General features: G+C 70.0%; 18 protein-coding genes. 4 read left to right on the forward strand and 14 right to left on the reverse strand.

The features are described from left to right. Positions 1 to 86: 86 nt before the first annotated feature. Positions 87 to 878, forward strand: a complete 792-nt coding sequence (locus tag Acor_RS23895) for a class I SAM-dependent methyltransferase (RefSeq protein WP_155338963.1) — start codon at positions 87 to 89, stop codon at positions 876 to 878. Between the two features lie 191 nt (positions 879 to 1,069). Here Acor_RS23895 and Acor_RS23900 read toward each other — a convergent pair whose 3' ends face one another. Continuing rightward, entirely contained in the window at positions 1,070 to 1,816 is a 747-nt protein-coding gene (locus Acor_RS23900) for an IclR family transcriptional regulator (RefSeq protein WP_170317052.1), read from the reverse strand. A gap of 54 nt (positions 1,817 to 1,870) precedes the next feature. On the opposite strand from Acor_RS23900, the gene Acor_RS23905 reads away from it, so the two are divergent. Together Acor_RS23905 and Acor_RS23910 are read left to right on the forward strand one after the other, a co-directional pair. Further along, on the forward strand, positions 1,871 to 2,671 hold the full coding sequence (locus tag Acor_RS23905) for an IclR family transcriptional regulator (protein ID WP_155338965.1): 801 nt from the start codon (positions 1,871 to 1,873) through the stop codon (positions 2,669 to 2,671). 81 nt (positions 2,672 to 2,752) lie between these two features. Then, positions 2,753 to 3,370 (forward strand): hypothetical protein, encoded by a 618-nt coding sequence (locus Acor_RS23910; RefSeq protein WP_155338966.1) that lies wholly within the window; start codon positions 2,753 to 2,755, stop codon positions 3,368 to 3,370. A gap of 44 nt (positions 3,371 to 3,414) precedes the next feature. Here Acor_RS23910 and Acor_RS23915 read toward each other — a convergent pair whose 3' ends face one another. The 7 genes from Acor_RS23915 to Acor_RS23945 form a co-directional block, all read right to left on the reverse strand. Further along, the gene (locus Acor_RS23915; RefSeq protein ID WP_155338967.1) at positions 3,415 to 4,713 is read right to left on the reverse strand and encodes a DUF4331 domain-containing protein; all 1,299 of its coding nucleotides are present in this window, start codon (positions 4,711 to 4,713) and stop codon (positions 3,415 to 3,417) included. Beyond that, positions 4,710 to 5,789: a tetratricopeptide repeat protein gene (locus tag Acor_RS23920; protein WP_155338968.1), complete on the reverse strand. Its 1,080-nt coding sequence runs from the start codon at positions 5,787 to 5,789 to the stop codon at positions 4,710 to 4,712. The genes Acor_RS23915 and Acor_RS23920 overlap by 4 nt, the downstream gene beginning before the upstream one ends. 51 nt (positions 5,790 to 5,840) lie before the next feature. Then, the gene (locus tag Acor_RS23925; RefSeq protein ID WP_155338969.1) at positions 5,841 to 8,234 is read right to left on the reverse strand and encodes a glycoside hydrolase family 99 protein; all 2,394 of its coding nucleotides are present in this window, start codon (positions 8,232 to 8,234) and stop codon (positions 5,841 to 5,843) included. Positions 8,235 to 8,384: 150 nt separating this feature from the next. Further along, complete coding sequence (locus Acor_RS23930) at positions 8,385 to 9,263, reverse strand: 1,4-dihydroxy-2-naphthoyl-CoA synthase (RefSeq protein ID WP_155338970.1); 879 nt, start codon at positions 9,261 to 9,263, stop codon at positions 8,385 to 8,387. A 36-nt stretch (positions 9,264 to 9,299) separates the two neighbouring features. Further along, the gene (locus Acor_RS23935; RefSeq protein WP_155338971.1) at positions 9,300 to 10,487 is read right to left on the reverse strand and encodes an isochorismate synthase; all 1,188 of its coding nucleotides are present in this window, start codon (positions 10,485 to 10,487) and stop codon (positions 9,300 to 9,302) included. After that, positions 10,487 to 11,299: a class I SAM-dependent methyltransferase gene (locus Acor_RS23940; RefSeq protein WP_155338972.1), complete on the reverse strand. Its 813-nt coding sequence runs from the start codon at positions 11,297 to 11,299 to the stop codon at positions 10,487 to 10,489. Before Acor_RS23940 ends, Acor_RS23935 begins: the two co-directional genes overlap by 1 nt. Before the next feature lie 93 nt (positions 11,300 to 11,392). Then, entirely contained in the window at positions 11,393 to 12,520 is a 1,128-nt protein-coding gene (locus Acor_RS23945; RefSeq protein WP_155338973.1) for a metal-dependent hydrolase family protein, read from the reverse strand. A gap of 117 nt (positions 12,521 to 12,637) precedes the next feature. Between Acor_RS23945 and Acor_RS23950 the strand changes: the two genes are divergently transcribed. Beyond that, complete coding sequence (locus tag Acor_RS23950) at positions 12,638 to 14,593, forward strand: family 20 glycosylhydrolase (RefSeq protein WP_281353253.1); 1,956 nt, start codon at positions 12,638 to 12,640, stop codon at positions 14,591 to 14,593. 7 nt (positions 14,594 to 14,600) lie between these two features. Here Acor_RS23950 and Acor_RS23955 read toward each other — a convergent pair whose 3' ends face one another. The 6 genes from Acor_RS23955 to Acor_RS23980 form a co-directional block, all read right to left on the reverse strand. Then, the gene (locus Acor_RS23955) at positions 14,601 to 15,185 is read right to left on the reverse strand and encodes a GTP-binding protein (RefSeq protein WP_155338974.1); all 585 of its coding nucleotides are present in this window, start codon (positions 15,183 to 15,185) and stop codon (positions 14,601 to 14,603) included. Further along, a complete protein-coding gene (locus Acor_RS23960) occupies positions 15,166 to 15,525 on the reverse strand; it encodes a DUF742 domain-containing protein (RefSeq protein WP_308805684.1) in 360 nt (119 codons plus the stop codon). The genes Acor_RS23955 and Acor_RS23960 overlap by 20 nt, the downstream gene beginning before the upstream one ends. Then, a complete protein-coding gene (locus Acor_RS23965) occupies positions 15,522 to 15,938 on the reverse strand; it encodes a roadblock/LC7 domain-containing protein (RefSeq protein ID WP_422664831.1) in 417 nt (138 codons plus the stop codon). The genes Acor_RS23960 and Acor_RS23965 overlap by 4 nt, the downstream gene beginning before the upstream one ends. Then, complete coding sequence (locus tag Acor_RS23970) at positions 15,919 to 18,255, reverse strand: sensor histidine kinase (RefSeq protein ID WP_246239039.1); 2,337 nt, start codon at positions 18,253 to 18,255, stop codon at positions 15,919 to 15,921. The genes Acor_RS23965 and Acor_RS23970 overlap by 20 nt, the downstream gene beginning before the upstream one ends. 253 nt (positions 18,256 to 18,508) lie before the next feature. Then, positions 18,509 to 20,059: a prenyltransferase/squalene oxidase repeat-containing protein gene (locus tag Acor_RS23975; RefSeq protein ID WP_246239040.1), complete on the reverse strand. Its 1,551-nt coding sequence runs from the start codon at positions 20,057 to 20,059 to the stop codon at positions 18,509 to 18,511. After that, positions 20,056 to 20,949: a terpene synthase family protein gene (locus Acor_RS23980; RefSeq protein ID WP_155338977.1), complete on the reverse strand. Its 894-nt coding sequence runs from the start codon at positions 20,947 to 20,949 to the stop codon at positions 20,056 to 20,058. The genes Acor_RS23975 and Acor_RS23980 overlap by 4 nt, the downstream gene beginning before the upstream one ends. Positions 20,950 to 20,952 lie beyond the last annotated feature (3 nt).

A 20,952-nucleotide genomic window follows, 5' to 3' on the forward strand; every position in this document is an offset into this window, starting at 1 on the left:
CGGCGCATCCCGCGTCGATCCTCCGGCGCGGGAGGGCCTTTCTAAACCGGCTCGCCTCCCCCTGCACGCCTCGCTATCCTCCTGAAATGGCCGAAGACCGGGCGTCGCTACGCCAGATGTTCAACGGGGACGCGGAACTCTACGATCGGGCGCGGCCGGGATATCCAGCCGAACTGTTCGATCTGTTGCCCGTTGGGCGGGTGCTCGAAATCGGGCCCGGCACCGGGCAGGCCACCGAAGCGCTGGCTGCCCGGGGGAATCAGATAGTCGCAGTCGAATTGGGCCCCCAGATGGCAGATGTCGCCAGGCGGAAGCTGGCCCGATTCCCGCGAGTCGAGGTCGTCACGACGGATTTCGAGACGTGGCCACTCCCGGAGGAGCCCTTCGATCTCGTGCTGGCCGCGACCTCGTTTCACTGGATCGACCCGGATATCCGGGTGAGCAAGGCCGCACGAGCACTGCGTCCCGGCGGAATGCTGGCCACCATCTCCACACACCACACCGCGAGCGGAACCGACGCCGACGAATTCTTCGCGGACGCGCAGGAATGCTACCTGCGTTTCGATCCGGACACTCCGCCGGGCTTGCTCCTGGAACCCGCGGACGAGATCCCAATGGACAGCGCCGAGATCGACGCATCACCCGACTTCGGACCCGCCACGTTCCATCGCTTCGAGTGGGACCAGCCCTACTCCACCCAGAGCTACCTCGACGTCCTGACGACCTACTCGGGCCACCGCGCCCTACCACCCGCCGCCCGCAACGGCCTCCTGCGATGCATCGGCAACCTCAGCGACAGCAAATACGCCAGCCAGATCACCAAGCATTACCTCACCGAACTACGCCTCGCCAATCGGCTCACGACCGCGACCCGCTAGCTAAGCGAATCACCGAACGCCGAAGAAGCCGCTGCGCGGAGATAGGCGGTGGTGTCCCGGGCTCTAGGCGATGCGTTGCCGCCCGTGCCACCGCCTTGAAAGGGCGGTGTCGCCCGTCCTGCGGCTTGCGTTCACCACCAACTGGGCGCAACGCCGAACGTCTCGCCATCGCGAACCACTAGCCGAACGGCTCACGACGGAAGGCCTGTGGCCAAGCGGGTCGTCGCGTCGATTAGGGCTTTGGCTAGTTGGTGGCGGCGGGGGGTGGGCATGCGCTGGGCGGGGGCGGCCACGTTGATGGCGGCGACGGCGCGGGGGGAGCGGTCGCGGATTACGGCGGCGACGGAGATGACTTCGCCGCCGCCGATGGCGTAGCCGCGGGTGCGGATTTCGGTGAGGGCGGTGTCGAGGCGTTTGCGGGCGATGGTCGGCTGGTAGAGGACGTCGAGTTCGGGTGCGGGGAGTTCGGCGAGCAGGGCCAGGCCGGCCGAGGTGGCGTGGGCGGGCAGGCGGGAGCCGACGCGGGTGACGGCGCGGACGGTCTGGGTGCTCTCGACGGCGTCCAGGTAGTGGACTTCGCCGCGTTCGAGGGCGACCAGGTGCACGGCCTCGTCGAAGCGGGCGGCGAGTTCCTCCAGGAAGGGGCGGGCTCTGGCCTGGATGTCCAGGTCGGCGACGGTGGCCAGGCCGACTTCGATCAGGGCGGGTCCGGCGGCGTAGACCCGGGAGGTGCCGATCTGCTGGACCAGGTCGTGGTAGGCGAGCATGGCCAGCAGCCGGTGCGCGGTCGAGTTGGCCACGTCGAGTTCGCGGCTGACGTCGGACAGCCGTACCTGCTCGTTGGTACGGAACATCAGGAGCAGGCGCAGGGCATTGCCGACAGAGGCCAGCGGGTAGCGCGGGAGCTGCTTCTGGTCGCCTTCCAGCGTGTTCGGCACGCAGGAATCGTACAAGAGCAAGCGCTTGTCACAGTCTGAGCTAACCTGATCGGCATGAGCGGGGTCGCGGAAGAGCACACCGATCGGAAGGCGCCTCGGTATCCGATCGAGTCGGTCAGTAACGCGTTGCGGTTGTTGCTCATGCTGCGGGATGAGCCCCAGATCCGGCTGACTCAGGCCAGTGCCGCGCTGGGCGTGGCTCTTTCGACGGCGCATCGCCTGCTCGCGATGCTTGAGTATCACGGTTTCGTCAGAAACGACGAGTCGCTCCGGGCGTATGTCGCGGGTCCGGCGTTGACCGACATCGGTCTCGCCGTGGTCCAGAAGATGGACATCCGCCGGGCCGCGCGCCCGATCCTGGAACAGCTCCGGGCCGAATCCGGGGAAACCGTGCACCTGGCGGCGCTGGACGGGGTGAGCGTGCTCTTCCTCGACTGCGTCGAGAGCAGCCGCGAGCTTCGGGCCACGGCCCGGACCGGGCGGGCCCTGCCCGCGCACTGCACCGCCGTGGGCAAGGCCATCCTGGCCGCCTTCACCAATGACGAACTCGACCGGCTCTATCCGGCCGACGACCTGCCGCCGCGCACCGATCGCTCGATCCGCACCCGGGCCGAGCTGCGAAAGGAACTCCGCGACGTGCGGCAGCGGGATTACGCCTCGAACATCGGGGAGAGTGAGGCTTTGCTCGGGTCGGTCGCGGTCAGCCTGCCCCACCAGATCCGGGGGCGGTTCGTGGGGATCAGCCTGGCAGCTCCGCTCAACCGCCTGGATCCCGCGAAGGCCGCTCCCCAGGTGGCCATGCTGCGACGCGCCCGCGACGCCCTCACCGCCAGGCTGCGGCCTGCCCTCGGCTGAACTTTACCCAGTTCAGCCCCCTGCCCTGCCTCGCCTGGGAATCAAGATCAAAGTTGATTCTCCAAGCGAAGGACTACCCAAATGCGTCTGACCACCGCTCTCGCGGGTGCCGCGTTGCTGCTGCTCACCCCCACCGCGATCCCCGCGCAGGCCGACACGGCGCCGGCCGCGTCCCGTTGTTTCCAGTTGCCATATTTCGGCCCGTGGGGGAAGGCGGACTTCGACTTCGGCCCCGCGACCGTGGACCAGTTGAACCAGCACGGCATCCGGCTGGAGGGCATCGCGCCGGTCAAGGTCAAGCGGAAGAACGCCGGCCTCTACATGCCGATCGGCTGGCAGCAGGACCACATCGACCCGTGCAAGGGCGTCTTCTACCCGGGCGGATTCCGGATGGTGAACGACGCGACCGGGGACCAGATCTCGTTCGAGCGCTTCTACCTGCGCGTGGACGGGGTCTACTTCCAGGTGTCCGTCAACGGCGGCCCGGCGCAGGAACTCCAGCTCGGCACCTACCGGCTGCTGGAGTTCATGCCGACCATCGCCACCCCGCGCCCGCTTGAGGGCGGCATCGGCCCCCGGGTGTGGCCGTTCTACGTCGGCCCCGCCTGGTCGAAGGCGGTCAAGAAGCTGACCGGCTTCGCCCCGCCGATCGGCCAGGTGCTCGGCAACCTGGACGCGGTCGTCAAGTACCTGCCTTAAGGACCGGGTCCCGGCCGCCGGAGCCCCGGCGGCCGGGATCGGCGTCAGAAGCGGTGCGGCGCCGCCAGGTACGGGAACGTGGTGGACACCGGCGCCGTCGGAGCGGTGACCTTCTCGTTGGCGACGATCAGCGACGGGGAGCCGGGCCCCGCGGGCTCGCCCATGAGCATGCGGACCAGGGTCGCGTGCGCGTCGTCGCCGAAGCGGCGGCCGTTCGGGTAGCCCTGGGCGTCGTCCTCGACCAGGCCGAACCGGTTCGGGCGCGGGGTGAGCGGGACGCTCATGTTCAGCCGCAGCTCGTCGGAGGGGATGACCTTGAGCCGGTCGACGTCCTTGTTGAGGATGTGAGCGTTCAGGTCGTCCTGGACGGTGCCGCGGATGGGACCGGTCGATTTGGCGATGCCGGTGAAGAAGACCTGCCACAGGTCGACCCGCGGGGTCGGCGGGACCTTGACGCCCCAGTTGCTGGCCTTGATCAGCCGCGGCCCGACCGGGTTGAGGACGAAGTTGGTCAGCCGCGCGTTCAAACGATCCTCGACCGGGGTGAGCGAGTTGTACGTCTCACCCATCGTGAACATGGTCACCACGTCCAGGGCCGGATTGCCCATCCGCGACATCTGCGGGTAGTTGCCGTCCAGGCCGCGCCGCGCCGCCGTCGCCCAGACCCCGATCACCGGATTGCGCGTCACGTCCCCGTTGAGCGCGAGCGCGGCCTTCGGGACCTGCAGGACCATCGCGTTCACGTTGCCGTTCAGCACCTTGATCAGGTCGATCGGCGGGACCAGCGGCGACCCGGTCAGCGCGAGCCCGACCGTCTTGGCGTTGCTGAAGAACGAGTCCGCCGCCTTGGCCGCGAGCGTCTGCCCCCCGCCGGGCAGGGCCGCCACGGCTTCGGCCCGGCCCTCGCCGGTCGGGGACAGCGCGGTGACCCCGTCGGCCACCAGCGTCTTGGCCGCCGCACCTGGCCGGATCTCCTCCAGCTTGTACGGCTGGCTCGCCCCGCTCTGCTTCCCGAACGTCCACCGATAGGTCAGATCCGGCGTCCCCGTCCCCCGCTGGTCAACATGGATCTCATAGCGCGCGTCGGTGGCGAACCCCCGCCCGGAGAACTGCTGGATCGGCGAATAGTTCGTCACCAGGCACACCATGTCCGGATGATCCGGGCACACGAAGGCGTACAGGTCGGATCCATCCATCTGCGGATCCAGGATCAGCCTCGGCGCGTCCACATGGCTGGCCGCCGTGCCGGTCCCGGTGCTGGGCCCGGCGAGCACGCCCCACGTCATCGCCCCCACGGTCGCGGTGGCGGCCGCCGCCGACAGCGCCAGTCTGCTGCGTTTCACACGTTCCTCCGATATGCGCGTTCGATCTCCGCCAGGTGACGGGCTTGGGGACGTCCGGCGCGGCGCAGCGCCCGGTCGAGCGCGCCGGCGACCTCGGGCGTCTTGCGCTGCCGCCACTCCGAGCGCAGCAGCAGGACCGCGGCGCGGGGGTCGCCGTGCCCGGTTTCGTAGCGGCCGAGCGCGAGCCGGTCGCCGGTGGCGCGGACCATGGCGAACTGGGCGTTCGCCTCGCGGTCCCGGCCGAGTTTCAGGAGGAGTTCGCCGTATTCGAGCAGGAATTTGGGGGCGGGCAGGCGGTTGATGGCGGCCTGGTAGCTCGCGGCGGCTTCGGCCGGCGCGCCGAGGGCGGCTTGGGCTCCGGCGCGGCCGGCCAGCGCGTACGCGTAGGTGGGGTCGGCCCGGAGGGCGGCGTCGTATTCGCGCAGGGCGGCGGCGGGGTCGGGCTGGAGTTCGCCGAGGCGGTGGTGGGCGAAGGCGATGTCCACCGGGTCGACGGCGGTGTCGGCGGCGCGGCGCAGGGCTTCGGTGGCTCTGCCGGACTGGCCGCGGAGTTCGTACAGGCGGGCGGCGCGGGTGAAGGTGGCGACGTCGGCGCGCAGTTCCGTCAGGTGGCGCAGGGCGCGCCCGGCGCGGGCGGGCCGGCCGAGTTCGACGGCGGCGTCGAAGAGCACGGCGTGCACCGAGGCCCGGCGCGGGTCGGCGCGCCGGGCCTGGACCCCCCACGCGTAGCCCTTGGTGAAGTCGTGCCTGATGTTGGCGACCGCGCCCAGGCCGACGAGCGCGTCCACGTTGCCGGGCTCCAGCTTGGTGGCCTGCTGGAGCGCGCCTTCGGCTTTCGGCAGGTAGCCGGCCTGGCCGGTGCGCCGGGCCCGTTCCGCGTAGAGGTTGCCGAGCGACGCCCACGTTCTGGCGTCGCCGGGGTGGGCGCGCAGGTACTCCTGGGTCCGCGCCAGCAGGTCGGCCTGCGGCGCGGGGCGTGACTGCCCGCCCGAGCCCCCCGGTCCGAGCATCGTCAGCGCCGCGGCGGCGATCACCCCGAAGCCCAGCGTCCTGGCCTGCACCATGAAGGCGATCATGGTACGCCGCTGACCGGCGCCGATCGAGCCGCCGGTCAGCGGCGGGTAATTTTAGGACTGGTAGATCTCGAACTCCGACAGCTGCCCGGCCGGCCAGCCGGTGTTGCCGGTGATGTTCAGCCGGACGTAGCGGGTGGAGGTCCCGGTGAACGTGATCGTCACGGTGTTGCCGGTGCCGGGGTTGAAGACGTATCCGGCCGAGCCGACGATCGTGTTGAAGGTGGAGCCGTTGGTGCTGCCCTGCACGGAGAGCGTCTGGGTGCGGGTCTGCCATGCGGACGGCGGGGGCAGTTTGAGCACGATCCTGCCGATTGTGACGGCCGCCCCCAAGTCGACCTGGACCCACTGCGGGAAGGCGTTGTTAGCGCTCTCCCAGTAGGAGTTGGCGTCGCCGTCGACGACGTTGCCGGCGCCCAGGTTCTGGGTGTGGCTGCTCTCGGCGGTGGGCTTGCCCCTGGCCAGGTTGGTGTTGGGCGCGGCGTCGGTGGTGACGTTGAGTGCGGCCGAGGGTTGCGAGGTGTTCCCGGCCGCGTCCCCGGCGACCACGGTGAAGCTGTAGGCGGTGGCCGGGGTGAGGCCAGTGATGGTCGCCGTGGTGCCGCTCGGGCTGGCCACCACCGTGCCGTTCTGCCTCACCTGGTAGCCGGTCACGCCGACGTTGTCGACCGAGGCGCTCCAGGAGAGCGAGACGCTGGTGGCCGTCTTGCCGGTCAGGGTCAGGTTGCCAGGCACGGTGGGCGGCTCGTTCTCACCGATGACGGTCGTGCCGTACACCTCGAACTCGGCGAGCTGCGCGGCCGGCCAGCCGGTGTTGCCGGTGAAGTTGAGCCGGATGTAGCGGGCCACCCCGGACGGGATGGGGATGGTCACCGTGTTGCCGGTCGCGGCGTTGAAGGTTAACGCCGTCGGGCCGGCGAAATTGGTGTACGTCGTGCCGTTGGTGCTGCCCTGGACCTGGATGGTCTGGTTGCGGGCTCCCCAGGCGGCCTGCGGGGGCAGCTTGAGCACCAGGCGGCCGATGGTCGCCGCCATGCCCAGATCGACCTGGATCCACTGCGGGAATCCGTTGAGGCTCTCCCAGTACGAGCCGGCGTTGCCGTCCACGGCGTTGGAGGGCGGGAAGCCGGGGTTCGTGCTGCTCGCGGTGGTCGGCTTGCCGCGGGCCAGGTTGGGGTCGGGTGGGTCGACGACGAGCATCGGGGCGGTCGGCCGGATCGGAGTGAGGGCGAGCTGGCCCTTCAGCATGCGGCCGCCGTCGCCGGTGAGCCGCAGGTAGTAGTCCGAGGAGCAGGCCGTCCCGTCCTCGTCCAGGGCCAGCAGGCCGGAGTTGGCCGGCACGGTCGCCAGCGTCTCGGCGGTCTTGGCGATCTGGTTGCCCTCGTTGAACTCGTCGAACATCGAGATGTAGATGCCCTGGCAGCCCGCGCGGATCACGTTGTAGAACTGCCGCCACATGAAGTCGCCGTGCGCGCGGTGCCGGGCGGTGACCTCGCCGGGCATCACGCAGGGCTGGTAGTCGATCCCGCGCGCGTTGCAGTGCGCCTGGTCGGGCACGGTGAGGTTGGTATAGAACTGGTCGGAACCGCCGATGTTGCTGATCCGGCCGACCATCCACGGCGAGACCATGTTGAAGGCGTTGTAGACGTCGATGAAGCCGGGCCGGGAGTCGTTGATGCCCTGCCGCCAGTACGTCGGCACTCCGCCGATCACGTAGCAGCCCTGGGCCTTGAACCAGTTGACCACTTCGAGACACGGGGCCGGCGTGAACGGGCGGGACGGCTCGCTGAAGCCGAAGCCCCAGATGCAGACGACCGGCTTGCCGTTCTGCCTGGCGTACATCGGGGAGGCGACGTGGGCCGACATCTTGTTCAGCCAGTCGGTCTTGATCTCTCCCTGCATGTTGAGCCAGTCGGTGACGTCGTACATGACGTACCACTTGCGGCCGTTGGCCTCGGCCGCCGAACGGACCTTGACCGCCATCGCGTCCCGGGTCGGGCCTTCCGCGCCGTTCGGGTTGAACCGCTGGAGCGCCGCGGTGTCGATGCTGTTCTCCCGCATCCAGCGGAAGTGGGTGTCCACGACCTGCTGGTCCCAGCTGGAGAACAGGGTGGCGGGCTGCCCGTTGTTCAGGTTGGAGTACGCGGTGACGTAGCTGTTGGTGTACTCCCGCATGTCCGGCCAGGCCACGATCGTGTTGTTGCCCGGCGACGGCGGGACCTGGTTGTTGTTGCCGCTCCAGTGCCACCAGGCGTTGATCGGGGCGCCGTCGCCCTTGCAGGCGAACCAGCCCTGATAGCCGACGGTGATCTTGCCGACCACGTCTCCCGGTGGGCTCGCCGCGTTGGCCGGGGCGGCCAGCGTCGCCAGCACCCCGGCCGACGACGCCGCCGCCAGAGCGGATCCGGTCACCGCGGAGGCCAAGAACCCCCGACGTGAGATTTCCACGCGCACTCCTCTGTGAGGTCAGAGGGCGCGGATCAGGACGCGTGAGCCGCGCGCCAGAAAGGCTCGGACCCCCATCGTGACAGGATCCGATACACCAGTGCAATAGTTGGAAATCTCAACGCAATCTTCCGAGATCCTCTTGCAAGAAACTCAGAAGTGCCAGGGGAACGGACTCCAGTCGGCCGAGCGCTTCTCCAGGAAGGAGTCCCGGCCCTCAACCGCCTCCTCGGTCATGTACGCCAGCCGGGTCGCCTCCCCGGCGAACAGCTGCTGCCCCACCAGGCCGTCGTCGATCAGGTTGAAGGCGTACTTGAGCATGCGCTGCGCGGTCGGGCTCTTGGCGTTGATCTTGCGAGCCCAGTCCAGCGCGGTCCGCTCCAGCTCCGCGTGCGGGACGACCGTGTTGACCATACCCATCCGGTACGCGGCCTCCGCGTCGTAGGTGTCGCCCAGGAAGAAGATCTCCCGGGCGAACTTCTGGCCCACCTGGCGGGCCAGGTAGGCCGAGCCGAAGCCGCCGTCGAAGCTCGCCACGTCCGCGTCGGTCTGCTTGAAGCGGGCGTGCTCCCGGCTGGCGATGGTCAGGTCGGCCACCACGTGCAGGCTGTGGCCGCCGCCGGCCGCCCAGCCGGGAACCACGCAGATCACCACTTTGGGCATGAACCGGATCAGCCGCTGCACCTCCAGGATGTGCAGCCGGCCGGTCGCGGGGGTGCCGTCCGCGTACTGGTATCCGTCCTTGCCGCGGATGCGCTGGTCGCCGCCGGAGCAGAAGGCCCAGCCGCCGTCCTTCGGGGACGGGCCGTTGCCGGTCAGCAGGACGCAGCCGACATCGGTCGTCATCCGGGCGTGGTCGAACGCGCGGTAGAGCTCGTCCACGGTCTGCGGCCGGAACGCGTTGCGGACCTCGGGCCGGTCGAAGGCGATCCGGACCGTGCCCTGGTCCACCGCGCGGTGGTAGGTGATGTCGGTGAAGTCGAACCCTTCGACCGGCTTCCACACCTGGTCGTCGAACAGCTCAGATACCATTCCGCGCTCCCCAATCTCGTCTCACCCGAACTCTAACTAGACGCCCACGGCTTCGCGGATGCCGAAGATGTCCCGGACCGCGCCCAGCTTGGCCTCGGTCTCCTGCCACTCGGCCGCCGGGCTGGAGTCGCCGACGATGCCGCAGCCGGCGAACAGCCGCAGCTCCTGGCCGCGCACCCGGGCGCAGCGCAGCGCGATGCACCACTCGCCGTCGCCCCGGGAATCCTGCCAGCCGACCGGGGCGGCATACCTGTCCCGGTCCAGGCCCTCCAGGGCTTGCAGCAGCTCCCTGGCCCGGTGGGTGGGCGTGCCGCAGACGGCGGCGGTCGGGTGCAGCCGCCCGGCCAGCGCGAGCGAATCGGTGTTGCCGCGCAGGGTGCCGGTGATCATGGTGGCCAGGTGGGTGACGTTGGCCAGCCGCAGGACGTGCGGGGTGGGCACATCCAGGGTGTCGCAGTACTCCTCCAGTACGGCGATCGCCGAGTCCGCGGCCAGCGAGTGCTCGACCGAGTTCTTCGGGGTGACCAGGTTGTGGGCGCCGCCGGGCCAGGCCGTACCCGCCAGGACCAGGGAGGTGACGTCGCGGCCGACGCGGGCGGCCAGCAGTTCGGGGGACGCGCCGATCAGGCCGTCCACCGCGAAGGCCCAGCAGGAGGGGAAGCGTTCGGTCAGCCTGGCCACGGCCGAGCGCGGGTCGAACCGGCCGCTGAGGCGGCCGCGGACGTCCCTGGCCAGCACCACCTTCGCCAGCCGGCCGGCCCTGATGTCCTGGACGGCGTGGGCGACCGCGCTGTGCCAGCGGGCCCGCGCGCCCGGCTCCGTGCGCCAGTCGACGTGCGGCAGCGGCGCCCACGCGGTGCGCGGGAGCTGTTCCGGGTCGCCGACCGTGGTCCGCCAGGCGATCCCGTCGCGGCGGCCGACCACCACCCGGGGGACGATCAGGACGGAGCTGCCGGGGCCGTCGTCGAAGGTGAAGCTGCCGAACGCGATCGGGCCCGAGCCGGGACGCTCCAGTTCGTCGCTGATCCGGCTGGCCGCCGTCCACCGCCGCCACCAGCGGCGGGCCAGGTCGAAGCGGTCAGGTCCGGAGACCTCGAACCGGGCGGCCTCGCCCCAGGCGACCATCCCGTCGTCGCCGCGCAGCCATAAGGTGGCCCCGGCGTGCGGGGCGACCTGTACTAATGAGCCAGGATCGTCGATCTTGACGGTGCGGACCAGCTCCATCAGGCCTCGCCTCCCGCCTGCGGGCGGCGCCCGTGCACGGTGTGCACGGTGAAGGAGACGGCGCGGAAGCCGGGTTCCGTCATGAGCGCGCGGACCCCGGTCAGCTGGCCTGGCGTCATGCCCGCGGCCAGCAGCTGGTCCTCCAGGTGATGGCTGTTGCTGATCAGCAGGCCGAGTCCTGGCGAGTCCGGCCCCCACACCTCGACGTGGCAGGCCGGGTCGACGGCGGTGAAACCGGCCTCGGCGACGGCCTGGGCGGCCGACCTGCCCCAGGTCGGGTCGCCGCCGACCGCGCCCAGCACGGTGGCGAGCGTGGTCAGGTAGGTCTCGTAGAGTTCGCGCGCGCCCCCGTCGGGGGTGAGCAGCGCGGGCCAGTGGGTGATGTCGATCTCGTCCAGCTGGAGCCAGCCGCCGGGGCGGAGCGCGCGCAGCAGGCGGGTCAGCACCCGCTGCCGGTCGGGCAGGTGGCTGAGCACCAGCCGGGCGTGGATCAGGTCGAAGCCGGCGTCCGGCAGTGGATCGTGCACGATGTCGTGCTGGAGGACGGTCAGCCCGGGATGGGATGGGATCAGGCTCGGTTTGATGTCGGTGGCCAGCACCTGGCCGTCAGGCGCCACCCGTTCGGCCAGCCAGCGGGCGACGCTGCCGCCGCCCGCGCCGATCTCCAGGCAGTGCCAGCCCGCGGCGACCCCCGTGCCGGCGAGACGTGCGAAGCTCAGCGGATCGAGCAGGTCGGCCAGACATCGATGTTGGTCGGCCGAATGGGCCCCGTCGTTGTCGAAGACATAGTGCGGAATCGTGGCTTGCGGCAACTGGATCTCCCCCGAAAGAAGCAGATGGTCCAGATCCGCATGCTGACAGTTGCCACTCCGAGTAATCAATCTGACACTCAGAGTGGCACGCGATCAAGACCATCTTTCGCCTTTCCTGAAGACCGCGGCCGGGGTCCTGAGCAGGTTGACGTCCTTGGTCGGGTCGCCCGCGACGGCGAGCAGGTCGGCGTCGAAGCCGGGGGCGATGGTTCCCTTACGGTCGTCGATCCGGCAGGCGCGGGCCGCCAGGCTGGTGAACGAGCGGAGGACCTCGGTCGGGGTGCACTTGCCGAAATTGACCAGCATCTCGCCGCCGTAGGGCAGCACGCCGTGCGGTTTGGGCGGGCCGATGCCCGCGTCGCTGCCGCCGACGATCGGGACGCCGGCGGCGTGCAGCAGGCGCATGCCCTCGGCCAGTTGGGGGAGCTTGGCGGCGATCTGGGGCGGCGGGCTGAAACCGGGCAGCACGCCGACCGTGAGTGAGGCGTAGACCCCGCGTTCGGCCATCCGGGCGATCACCTCGTGGTCGTGGCTGATGCCGTCCTCGGAGAAGAAGGAGCAGTGCTCGACCGAGTCGAAACCGGCGTCGATCGCGGCGCTGATGCCCGCGCCCGCGTGGGCGTGGCCGGTGATGGGCAGGCCGTGCAGGTGCGCCTCCTCGGCGGCGGCGCGGAGTTCGGGCAGGCCGTACTGGAGCAGGTGGGAGTGGCTGCCGGGGGTCATCTCGCCGCCGGTGACCATCACCTTGATGGCGTGCGCGCCGCGCGAGACCCGTTCCCGTACGGCCGCGCGAACGCCCTCCACGCCCTCGGCCTCGCCGCCGAGGAACCAGCAGTGGCCGCGCGGCGTGGTGATCGGCGCGCCGGCCGAGAGGATCTCGGGGCCCCGGGTGAGTTCCTGGGCGAGTTTGAGCGCCAGGTAGTCCTTGTCGCCCAGGTCGCGGATGGTGGTCACGCCGGCGGCGAGGTGCTGTTCGGCGGCGGTGCGCATGCGGTCGTAGAGGCCGTCCTCGGCCAGGTGGGCGATGGGGTCGGGGCTGGCGTCGAAGGCGAGGTGGACGTGGGTGTCGATCAATCCCGGCATAAGAGTCACGTCGCCCAGGTCGAGGGCGTCGTCGGCGTCGTCGAGGATCGCGGTGATCCGGCCTTCGGCCACGACCACCGCTCGTGCGTCGAGCAGGTCGTGCCCGTCGAAGATGCGCTGCGCGCGAATGGTGAGCATGGCGCCATCGCACCGCGTGCGGCGGAGACCGGCATGAGTATCCCCCTACTCGAAACGGGTCTTGACGGCGGTCGAACTGTAAATAAAGCTTACTAATTAACAGCCTGGGAGGCGCTCGTGGGACGTTTCGCGCGCATGGTCGTGACAGTGCTCCTGGTGAGCAGCGGGGTGATCGTGCTGCCCGCGTCCGCGCCCGCGGTGGCGGCGACGATGGCGGATGTCGTACCGGTGCCGGTGAGCACCCAGCCGTCGGCGGCGGTCTACACGCTGCCGTCGGGGGCGAGCATCTTCACCGAGCCGGGCTCGGCCGACGTCGGGACCTACCTGGCGGGCATCCTGCGCCGGTCCACCGGTTACGCGCTGCCGATCGCGGCCGCGGGCCAGCCGACCAGCGGCATCTCGTTACTACTCAGCGGCGCCGACCCGAGCGTGGGCGCGCAGGGATACCAGCTCGACGTGACCGCCGCCGCCGTGGTGCTGCGGGCGCAGACGGCGACCGGCCTGTTCAACGGCGTCCAGACGCTCCGGCAGCTGCTGCCCGCCGAGATCGAGAGCGCCACGGTCCGGCCGGGCCCGTGGACGGTGCCCGGCGGGCGGATCGTCGACTACCCGAGGTTCCCCTACCGGGGGACGATGCTGGACGTGGCCCGGCACTTCCACCCGGTGGCCACGATCAAGCAGCACATCGACAGGATCGCGCTCTACAAGATCAACTACCTGCATCTGCACCTGTCCGACGACCAGGGCTGGCGGATCGTGGTCGACACCTGGCCCCGGCTGGCCACCTTCGGCGGCAGCACCCAGGTCGGCGGCGGCGCCGGCGGCTACTACACCAAAGCCCAGTTCCAGGACATCGTCGCGTACGCCGCCGCCAGGCACATCACGATCGTGCCCGAGATCGACATGCCCGGCCACACCAACGCCGCGCTCGCCTCCTACGCCGACCTGAACTGCAACGGCGTCGCCCCGGCGCTCTACACCGGCACGGCGGTCGGGTTCAGCTCGCTGTGCACCACCAAGGAGATCACCTACACCTTCGTCAACGACGTGCTGGGCGAGCTCGCGGCGCTGACCCCCGGGCCCTACCTGCACGTCGGCGGCGACGAGGCGTCCGCCACCTCGGCCGCCCAGTACGCGACCTTCATGAACCGGGTGCAGCCGCTGGTGACCGCCAGGAACAAGACCGTCATGGGCTGGCACCAGATCGGCGCGTCGGCCGTGCAGCACTCGGCGAACCGGGTCGTGCAGTACTGGGGGACCGGCACGTCCGACTCGCTGGTGACCACCGCCGTGTCGCGCGGCGCGAAGGTGGTCATGTCGCCCGCCAACAAGGCGTACCTCGACATGAAGTACACCTCCGCCACCCCCATCGGGCTGAGCTGGGCGGGCCTGATCGAGGTGCAGACCGCGTACGAGTGGAACCCCGGCACCCACGTCAGCGGCGTGCCCGCCACCGCCGTCCTCGGCGTGGAGGCCCCGATGTGGACCGAGACGATCGTCACCGAGGAGCACATCGAGTTCATGGCCTTCCCGCGGCTGCCCGCGATCGCCGAACTCGGCTGGTCCCCGTGGTCCACCCACGACTGGACGGCGTTCCGCGCCCGGCTGGCCGTCCAGGGCCCGCGCTGGACGATCATGGGCATCGACTTCTACCGCTCCCCGCAGATCACCTGGCCGGCGGCCGGCTCCACGGTTCGGTACGAGGCCGAGAACGCCGCCATCAGCCAGGGCGTGGTCGAGGCCAACCACGCCGGCTACTCCGGCACCGGCTTCGTCAACTACGACAGCGTGGCGGGCAGCCGGGTCCAGTGGACGGTGACCGCACCTGCCGCGGGCACCGCCACCCTGCGCCTGCGGTACGCCAACGGCACCACGGCCAACCGCCCGATGGACATCACCGTCAACGGAACCCTGGTCGCCGACGAGCTCGCCTTCGCCGGCACCGGCGCCTGGGCGACCTGGCAGACCAGGACCCTGACGGTGACGCTACCCGCCGGAACCAGCACGATCCGCGCCGCCGCCACCACCGCGATCGGCGGCCCGAATGTGGACTATCTGGAGGTGCAGCGTTAGACCAGCGTTAGACCTTCGCCAGGGGGCGGCGGCCGTAGGCGTGCTGGACCAGGGCGATCAGGACTTCCTTGCCGGAGTCGCGGCGGCGGGCGTCGCAAAGCAGGACCGGGATGTCGGGGCCCAGGTTGAGGGCCAGCTTCACCTCGTCCAGCGCGTACTGGGGGGCGTCGTCGAAGCAGTTGACCGCGACGATGAAGGGAGTGCCGCGGCGCTCGAAGTAGTCCACCGAAGGGAAGCAGTCGGCCAGGCGGCGGGTGTCGGCCAGCACGACGGCGCCCAGCGCGCCGCGGGCCAGCTCGTCCCAGACGAACCAGAACCGCTCCTGGCCGGGCGTGCCGAACAGGTAGAGGACGAAGTCGTCGCCGATGCTGATCCGGCCGAAGTCCATCGCGACCGTGGTGGTGGTCTTGGACTCGACGCCGGACAGGTCGTCCACGCCGATGCTGCGGTCGGTCAGAGTCTCCTCGGTGCGCAGCGGTTTGATCTCGGAGACCGAGCCGACCATGGTGGTCTTGCCCACCCCGAACCCGCCCGCGATCAGCAGTTTGATCGGGGTGGGCAGCTTCTTGCCGTCAGAGGGCCCGGAGACCATCGAGCACCGCCCTATACATTCTCTCGTCGAGCACGTCCACCTCGGGCTGCGGCTCCTGCAGGGCGATGAAGCCGCCGTGCAGCAGGTCGCCGAGGAGGACCCGGACCGTGCCGGCGGGCAGGTCCAGGTGGGCCGCGATCTCCGCGACCGAGAGCGGCCGCCGGCAGAGCCGGGCGATCGCCAGGTGCTCCGGGTCGAGGCCGATCTCGACGCCGGTGGCCGGGCGCACGGTCACGGCCAGCGTGATCAGGTCCAGCTTGGCCCGCGCCTCGGTGCGGCCACGGGTCATCACGTACGGGCGGACGACCTGCTCGTCGTACAGCGAATCGTCAGAGTTCACGGGTCGCTCCTGGTGGAAGAGGCTACGGACCGTGCGGGCGAGGTGAGGTACTGGCCGACGCGGGTGACCAGCATGGCCATCTCGTACGCGACCAGGCCGATGTCGGCCGACTCCTCGCAGAACACGGCCAGGCAGGCGCCCTGGCCGGCGACCGTGACGAGCAGGTAGGCGGACTTCATCTCGATGATGGTCTGCCGGACCGTGCCGCCCTCGAACCTTTCACTGATGCCGCGGGCCAGGCTCTGCACGCCCGCCGCGACCGCGGATAAATGCTCGGCGTCGTCCACGGGTAAGCCGCGGGAGGACGCCATGAGCAGGCCGTCGGTGGACAGGACGATGCAGTGCCGAGCCTCGCGGACGCGCCCGACAAGATCGTCCAATAGCCAGGCCAGATCAGCGGATGCGGTCATCATCGGTTGCCTCATCGTCCTTTTGTTGTCCGAGCAGCCGCGCGGCCTCGGACCTTCCACGTCGGGTACCAGACTGGTACGAGCCCATGATCTTGCGAATGTCTTCGGGAGAACGGTCGTCCTCGTCCTCTTCCTGCGGACCCTCGGCGGGGCGTTCCCGCAGCGAGGGGGTGATGCTCGCCTGGGGCACCCGGAAGGGCAGCCCGGACGGGGTGAACGACTCAGGCACGGGAGCCTCCGGGACACGCGGGATGTCACGCGGGATGTCGGGGGTGTCCGGCACGAGCTCGGGACGGCGGCGCTCCGCGAGCGGGGTGACCGGTGCCGCCACCGGCGCAGCGAGCGGCAGCGGCCGGGACGGTTCCGGGGCCCGGTCGAGCGGGTCGGTGCGCCGTCCGTGCTGGGCGACCACGGCCATCCTGGGCAGCTCGGGGGCGCGCAGCGGATCGGGGTCCGCCAGGCCGGAGCTCATCATCACGAGCTCGTCCTCGATGACCAGCTCGCGCGGCAGCAGCACGACGGCGGTGGTGCCGCCGTACGGGGAGGCCTTGAGCTGGACCCGGATGCCGTGGCGCTCGGCCAGGCGGCTGACCACGAACAGACCGAGCCGGGCGGTGCTGGACAGGTTGAACTCCGGCGGCTCCAGGATGCGCTGGTTGGCCGCGGCCAGGTCCTCGGCGGTCATGCCCAGGCCCCGGTCCTCGATCTCCAGCGCGTACCCGTTGGCCACCATCTGCCCGGCCACCTGCACCACCGTGTACGGCGGCGAGAACGACACCGCGTTCTCGACCAGCTCGGCCAGCAGGTGGATGACGTCGCCGACGGCCCGGCCGGTCAGTTCGACCTGGCCCATCGGCATGATGGTGACCCGGGTGAAGTCCTCGACCTCGCCGAGCGCGCCGCGCACCACGTCCACCATCGGGACCGGGTTGCGCCAGGCGCGGGCGGGGGTGGCGCCGGAGAGCACGATCAGGTTCTCCGCGTTGCGGCGCATGCGGGTGGCCAGGTGGTCGACCCGGAACAGGTCGTTGAGCTCGTCCGGCTCGCTCTCCCTGCGCTCCATCACGTCCAGCAGGGTGAGCTGCCGGTGCACCAGACCCTGGGTACGGCGGGCCAGGCTGAGCAGGATGTCGCGGATACTCTGCCGCAGCTCGGCCTCTTCGACGGCGGTTCTGACGGCCGTCTCCTGGACCGCGTTGAACGCCTGGCCGACCTGGCCGATGACGTCGCCGCCGAACTCCAGCGGCGGCGCCTCGGTGGCGACGTCCACCTTCTCGCCGTGCGCGAGCCGGTTGACGATGCTGGGCAGGCGCTCGTTGGCGAGTTCGAGCGCGGCCGTGCGCAGTTTCTCCAGCTGCTGGACGAGCGCGCGGGCGGTGGTGACCGACAGGATCACCGACGCGATGACCGCGAACAGCCCGAGACCACCGGCCAGGAGCAGCCGCACGACCACGCCGATGGCGATCGGGGTGGCCCGCTCGACCAGGCCGTCTCCCGCGGAGAGGATCGTCTTCTGCATCTCCGCCTGGGCGGACTCGGTCGCCGACTGCCACTGCGTGGCGGTGACGGGTGGGGCCAGGCCCGGCCGCCCGCTCTGGCCGATGGTCGATTCCAGTCCCTTCAACCGGCTGAACGCGGGACCGTCGAGCATCTTCTCGAAGGCTTGGCGATCCCCGTCGGGAAGCTGGACGACCATCTGTGCCGTGGCGAACCGCTGAGCGCCCACGATCTGCATGAACTGGGCGTGCTCATCACCGTTGAATCTCCCGGCGGCGATCACGCCCGCCAGCATCGCGTCCTCGCGGGCCAGGATCTCGCGGGCGCGGCTCAGTCCGAGGAGGGTTCTGGTGTCCTTCGCGAAGGCTTCGTCGTCGAGCGTCGCCATCGAGTCATACATCCGATAGACGGAATCGATGATATCGGTGAACGTCTCGGCCGCCTCGACTCGGTCAATGCCACCCTCGTCGATCGATTCTCTGAGGGACGCCAGACCGGTCATCTTTCGAAAGGTTTCGGTGATGGCTCGTTCTTTGCCCGCGTCGGAGTAGAAGCTGACGCTGCCCTCGCGCGCCGACGCTTCGTAGTCCGCCCGTGTCCTGTCGGTCCGTTCCCGCTGCGCGTCCAGTCCCTCGCCGGGCTGGCGACCGCTGCTTCCCAGGAAGACCATCGAAAGCTGGCGTTCTCTCTGGAGTTCGACCAGGAGTGGCTCGCTGGGCGCCACCACGCTGCTGTCCAGCGCGGCGACGCCGACCAGGTTCACGCCTTCTCGTAGTGTCACCCAGGCCGCGAAGGCCCAGAGCGCTGCCAAGGACACCAACATGGCAGCGACCTTGGCGCGCACACGGGAGTTGCGGAAACGCATAGATTTCACCCTGCAAATCTCAACGAGAGACGCCTGGAATGTTTCGCGGCGATTACCAATGACCAACCGCCCTGAGGAGCCTTGCGGCTTGTAACTGACGGCACCCCGGGGAACCTTAGCAACACCACGAAACCCACTCAAGGCACATTGGCCACAAAGGACAGCCTGTCCTATTTTTGTGGCTATTAATACCTACTTATCCTTTTTCGGATCATTCGACCCATGTCTGAGCTGGAGTGCCCAGAAAACGGCCGGCGAGGTGCCTCGCCGCCAGAACCGCCGCCCGGACGATGGCGGACGGCAGGTAGAGGTCCTTGTCGTGCCACAGCGCCGGGCCGTCGGGATCGTCGGCCGATCGCTCCAGGTAGGCGTGGCCGCCGGCCACCGCGTCGGTGTGGCGCGAATCCCCGGTGGGCCGGGTCAGCAACAGGATCTGCATCGCGTAGGCGGCCTCCTCCCGGGTGCCGCCCCACCTGCCCCAGGAACCGTCCTCCCGCTGGGTGTCCAGGACCCACTGGACGGCCCGCTGGACGGCGGGCGCGGCGGACTCTCCACCGAAATCGTCCAGTGCCAGCGCGCACGACACCGTCGCGTAGAACGGGGAGGCGTGCCACCGGTCGGCCCAGCTCCCATCCGGCCGCTGATGGTCGCGCAGCAGCGTGACCAGCTTCGCGATCGCCGTCCGGTAGTAGCCGGGGGCCTCTTCGCCCCGGCCGGCGGCGTAGACCCCGAAGGCGTCCAGCACATGCGCGTTGGCGCTGACGGAAAAACCCTGCTCCCCGGGCCAGGTGCAGAAATGGGTGCCGATCTCGTACGCGCGCAGGCTCGCGGGGTCATACGGCTCGCCGAGCGCCGCGAGCGCGTAGAGCGCGACCGCGGTCGTGTCCGCGTCCGCGGGCAGCCCGGCTCCCGCCGGCGTGCCGACCGGGCCGATCGCCGCCCGGAGATCGGCCACCATCTCCGGCGGGGCCTCGAAGGGCACGCCCGCGCGCGTCAGCCAGCTCAGCACCCAGCCACGCTCGAAGACCGTGATGGGCATGCCCACCGGAACCGGGCCGCCGTGCCGCCGGGCGACCGCCTCCAGGTGCCGGCGGGCCGGGTGCGTCGCGTCGAGGAGACCGCGATCACCGAGCCAGGCGGCGGTGGCGGCCGGGGACGCACCGACGGTCCCGATCGGGGTGACGTGCACGGCGGGAGCGCCGTTGGCCGCGTCGCCCCCGATTTCGAGCGCGTGCAGGAGTTTGTCCGGCAGGTCCACGCCCGACGCCAGCCGGGCGCGGATCATCGCCAGGGCGGCGGTGCTCATCCCCTCGGGGATCGGGAGCGGCGCGGCGACCCGGTCGTTGATGAGGGTGATGAGGTACGGGACGATGAGCTCGATCGCCGGCATGTCCGGGTAGGAGGTTCCCGGCTCGTTCAGCCAGCGGGAGAGCACGCCCAGCGCGCGGGTGACGGACTCCTCCAGCGCCGCACGGTCCGGATAGGCGTCGCCTCGGTGCAGAACCGCGAGGATGGCCTCGGTCGCGCTCAGGGTCGGCACCAGTCCGTACCCGTCCGGCGCGCCCCACGCCCCGTCCGCGCGCTGGCCGGCGAGCAGGAAGTCGACTCGCTCGGCATGGCCGGTCAGCCAGGGGGTGAGCGTCACCAACCGGCCCGTTTCGTAGATCGACGGTGACACCTGGCCCCAGGGGCGGGACATGAGACCCTGGATGAGCTCCTCGGCGCCGTCCGTCCGGGGCGAGGCCAGTTCGTGGATGCTCACAGCTCTCCCCAGTAGTCGGTGATTCCGTAGAACCCGGTACTGAACCCCAGCTGGCGCTCCAGGTAGACGGCCTCCTGGTGGCATACGTCCTTCAACGGCCCGATCAGCGTCCGGCACTCCTTCATCAACGCGGCGATCCGCGCGGTCACGTCAGCGCGGCTGAGGCCCAGCGTCAGGATGTTGATGTCCCCCCACTCGCGATCGCGCTCGGCGCTGGCGAGGTCGTTCAGCAACCGCAGGACGTGACCCACCTTCCGGCTGGCGGCGCGGAGTTCGTCCAGATGGGCCAGGGAGCCGGGCGAACTGGTGAAGATCCAGTGCCAGACGTTCACCAAGGAGGTGCCGTAGTTGTCCGAGTTCTCCAGATACTCGTCGGCATCGGGCCGAGCCGATGCCGCCTTCCAGTCCCACTCCCTCGCCTCGGCGCTCAGATACCGCTCCAGCTCCTCGCGCCAGACCGGCTCCAGCACCCCGAAAGCGGGCGCGGAGCCGGGATCGTCCCGCAGGTCGTCCCTCAGGTCGGCGAGAAATTGGGCGAGCGGGGTGTCCGCCGGGGCTCCGTCCGCGACCGCCAGGCAGCCGCGCACGATCGCCTGGATCTCCTCGCGTGAGGTGGCGAGGTAGTCCACCATCCAGTCGGCTCCGGAGACCCACAGGGAGGCGCGGTTCGCGATCCGCAGCCGATCCGCGGGGAGCCAGGGCGAGCCGAACGCGTTCGCGAGCGAGACGGTGCTGAAGAACCGCGGGTCGAATGGGGCGGCGGCGAAAAGATCCGGATAGCGGGCCGCGCATTTCTGCAGGTCACGCTGGCAGTCCGCGGCAAGAGCACAGATTCGTCCGTGCTCTGCCGCGGCGGCGATCTCATCGACGCCGACGTCCTGTTGGGTCACTGG

It is taken from the genome of Acrocarpospora corrugata (assembly GCF_009687845.1).
Lineage (GTDB): Bacteria > Actinomycetota > Actinomycetes > Streptosporangiales > Streptosporangiaceae > Acrocarpospora > Acrocarpospora corrugata.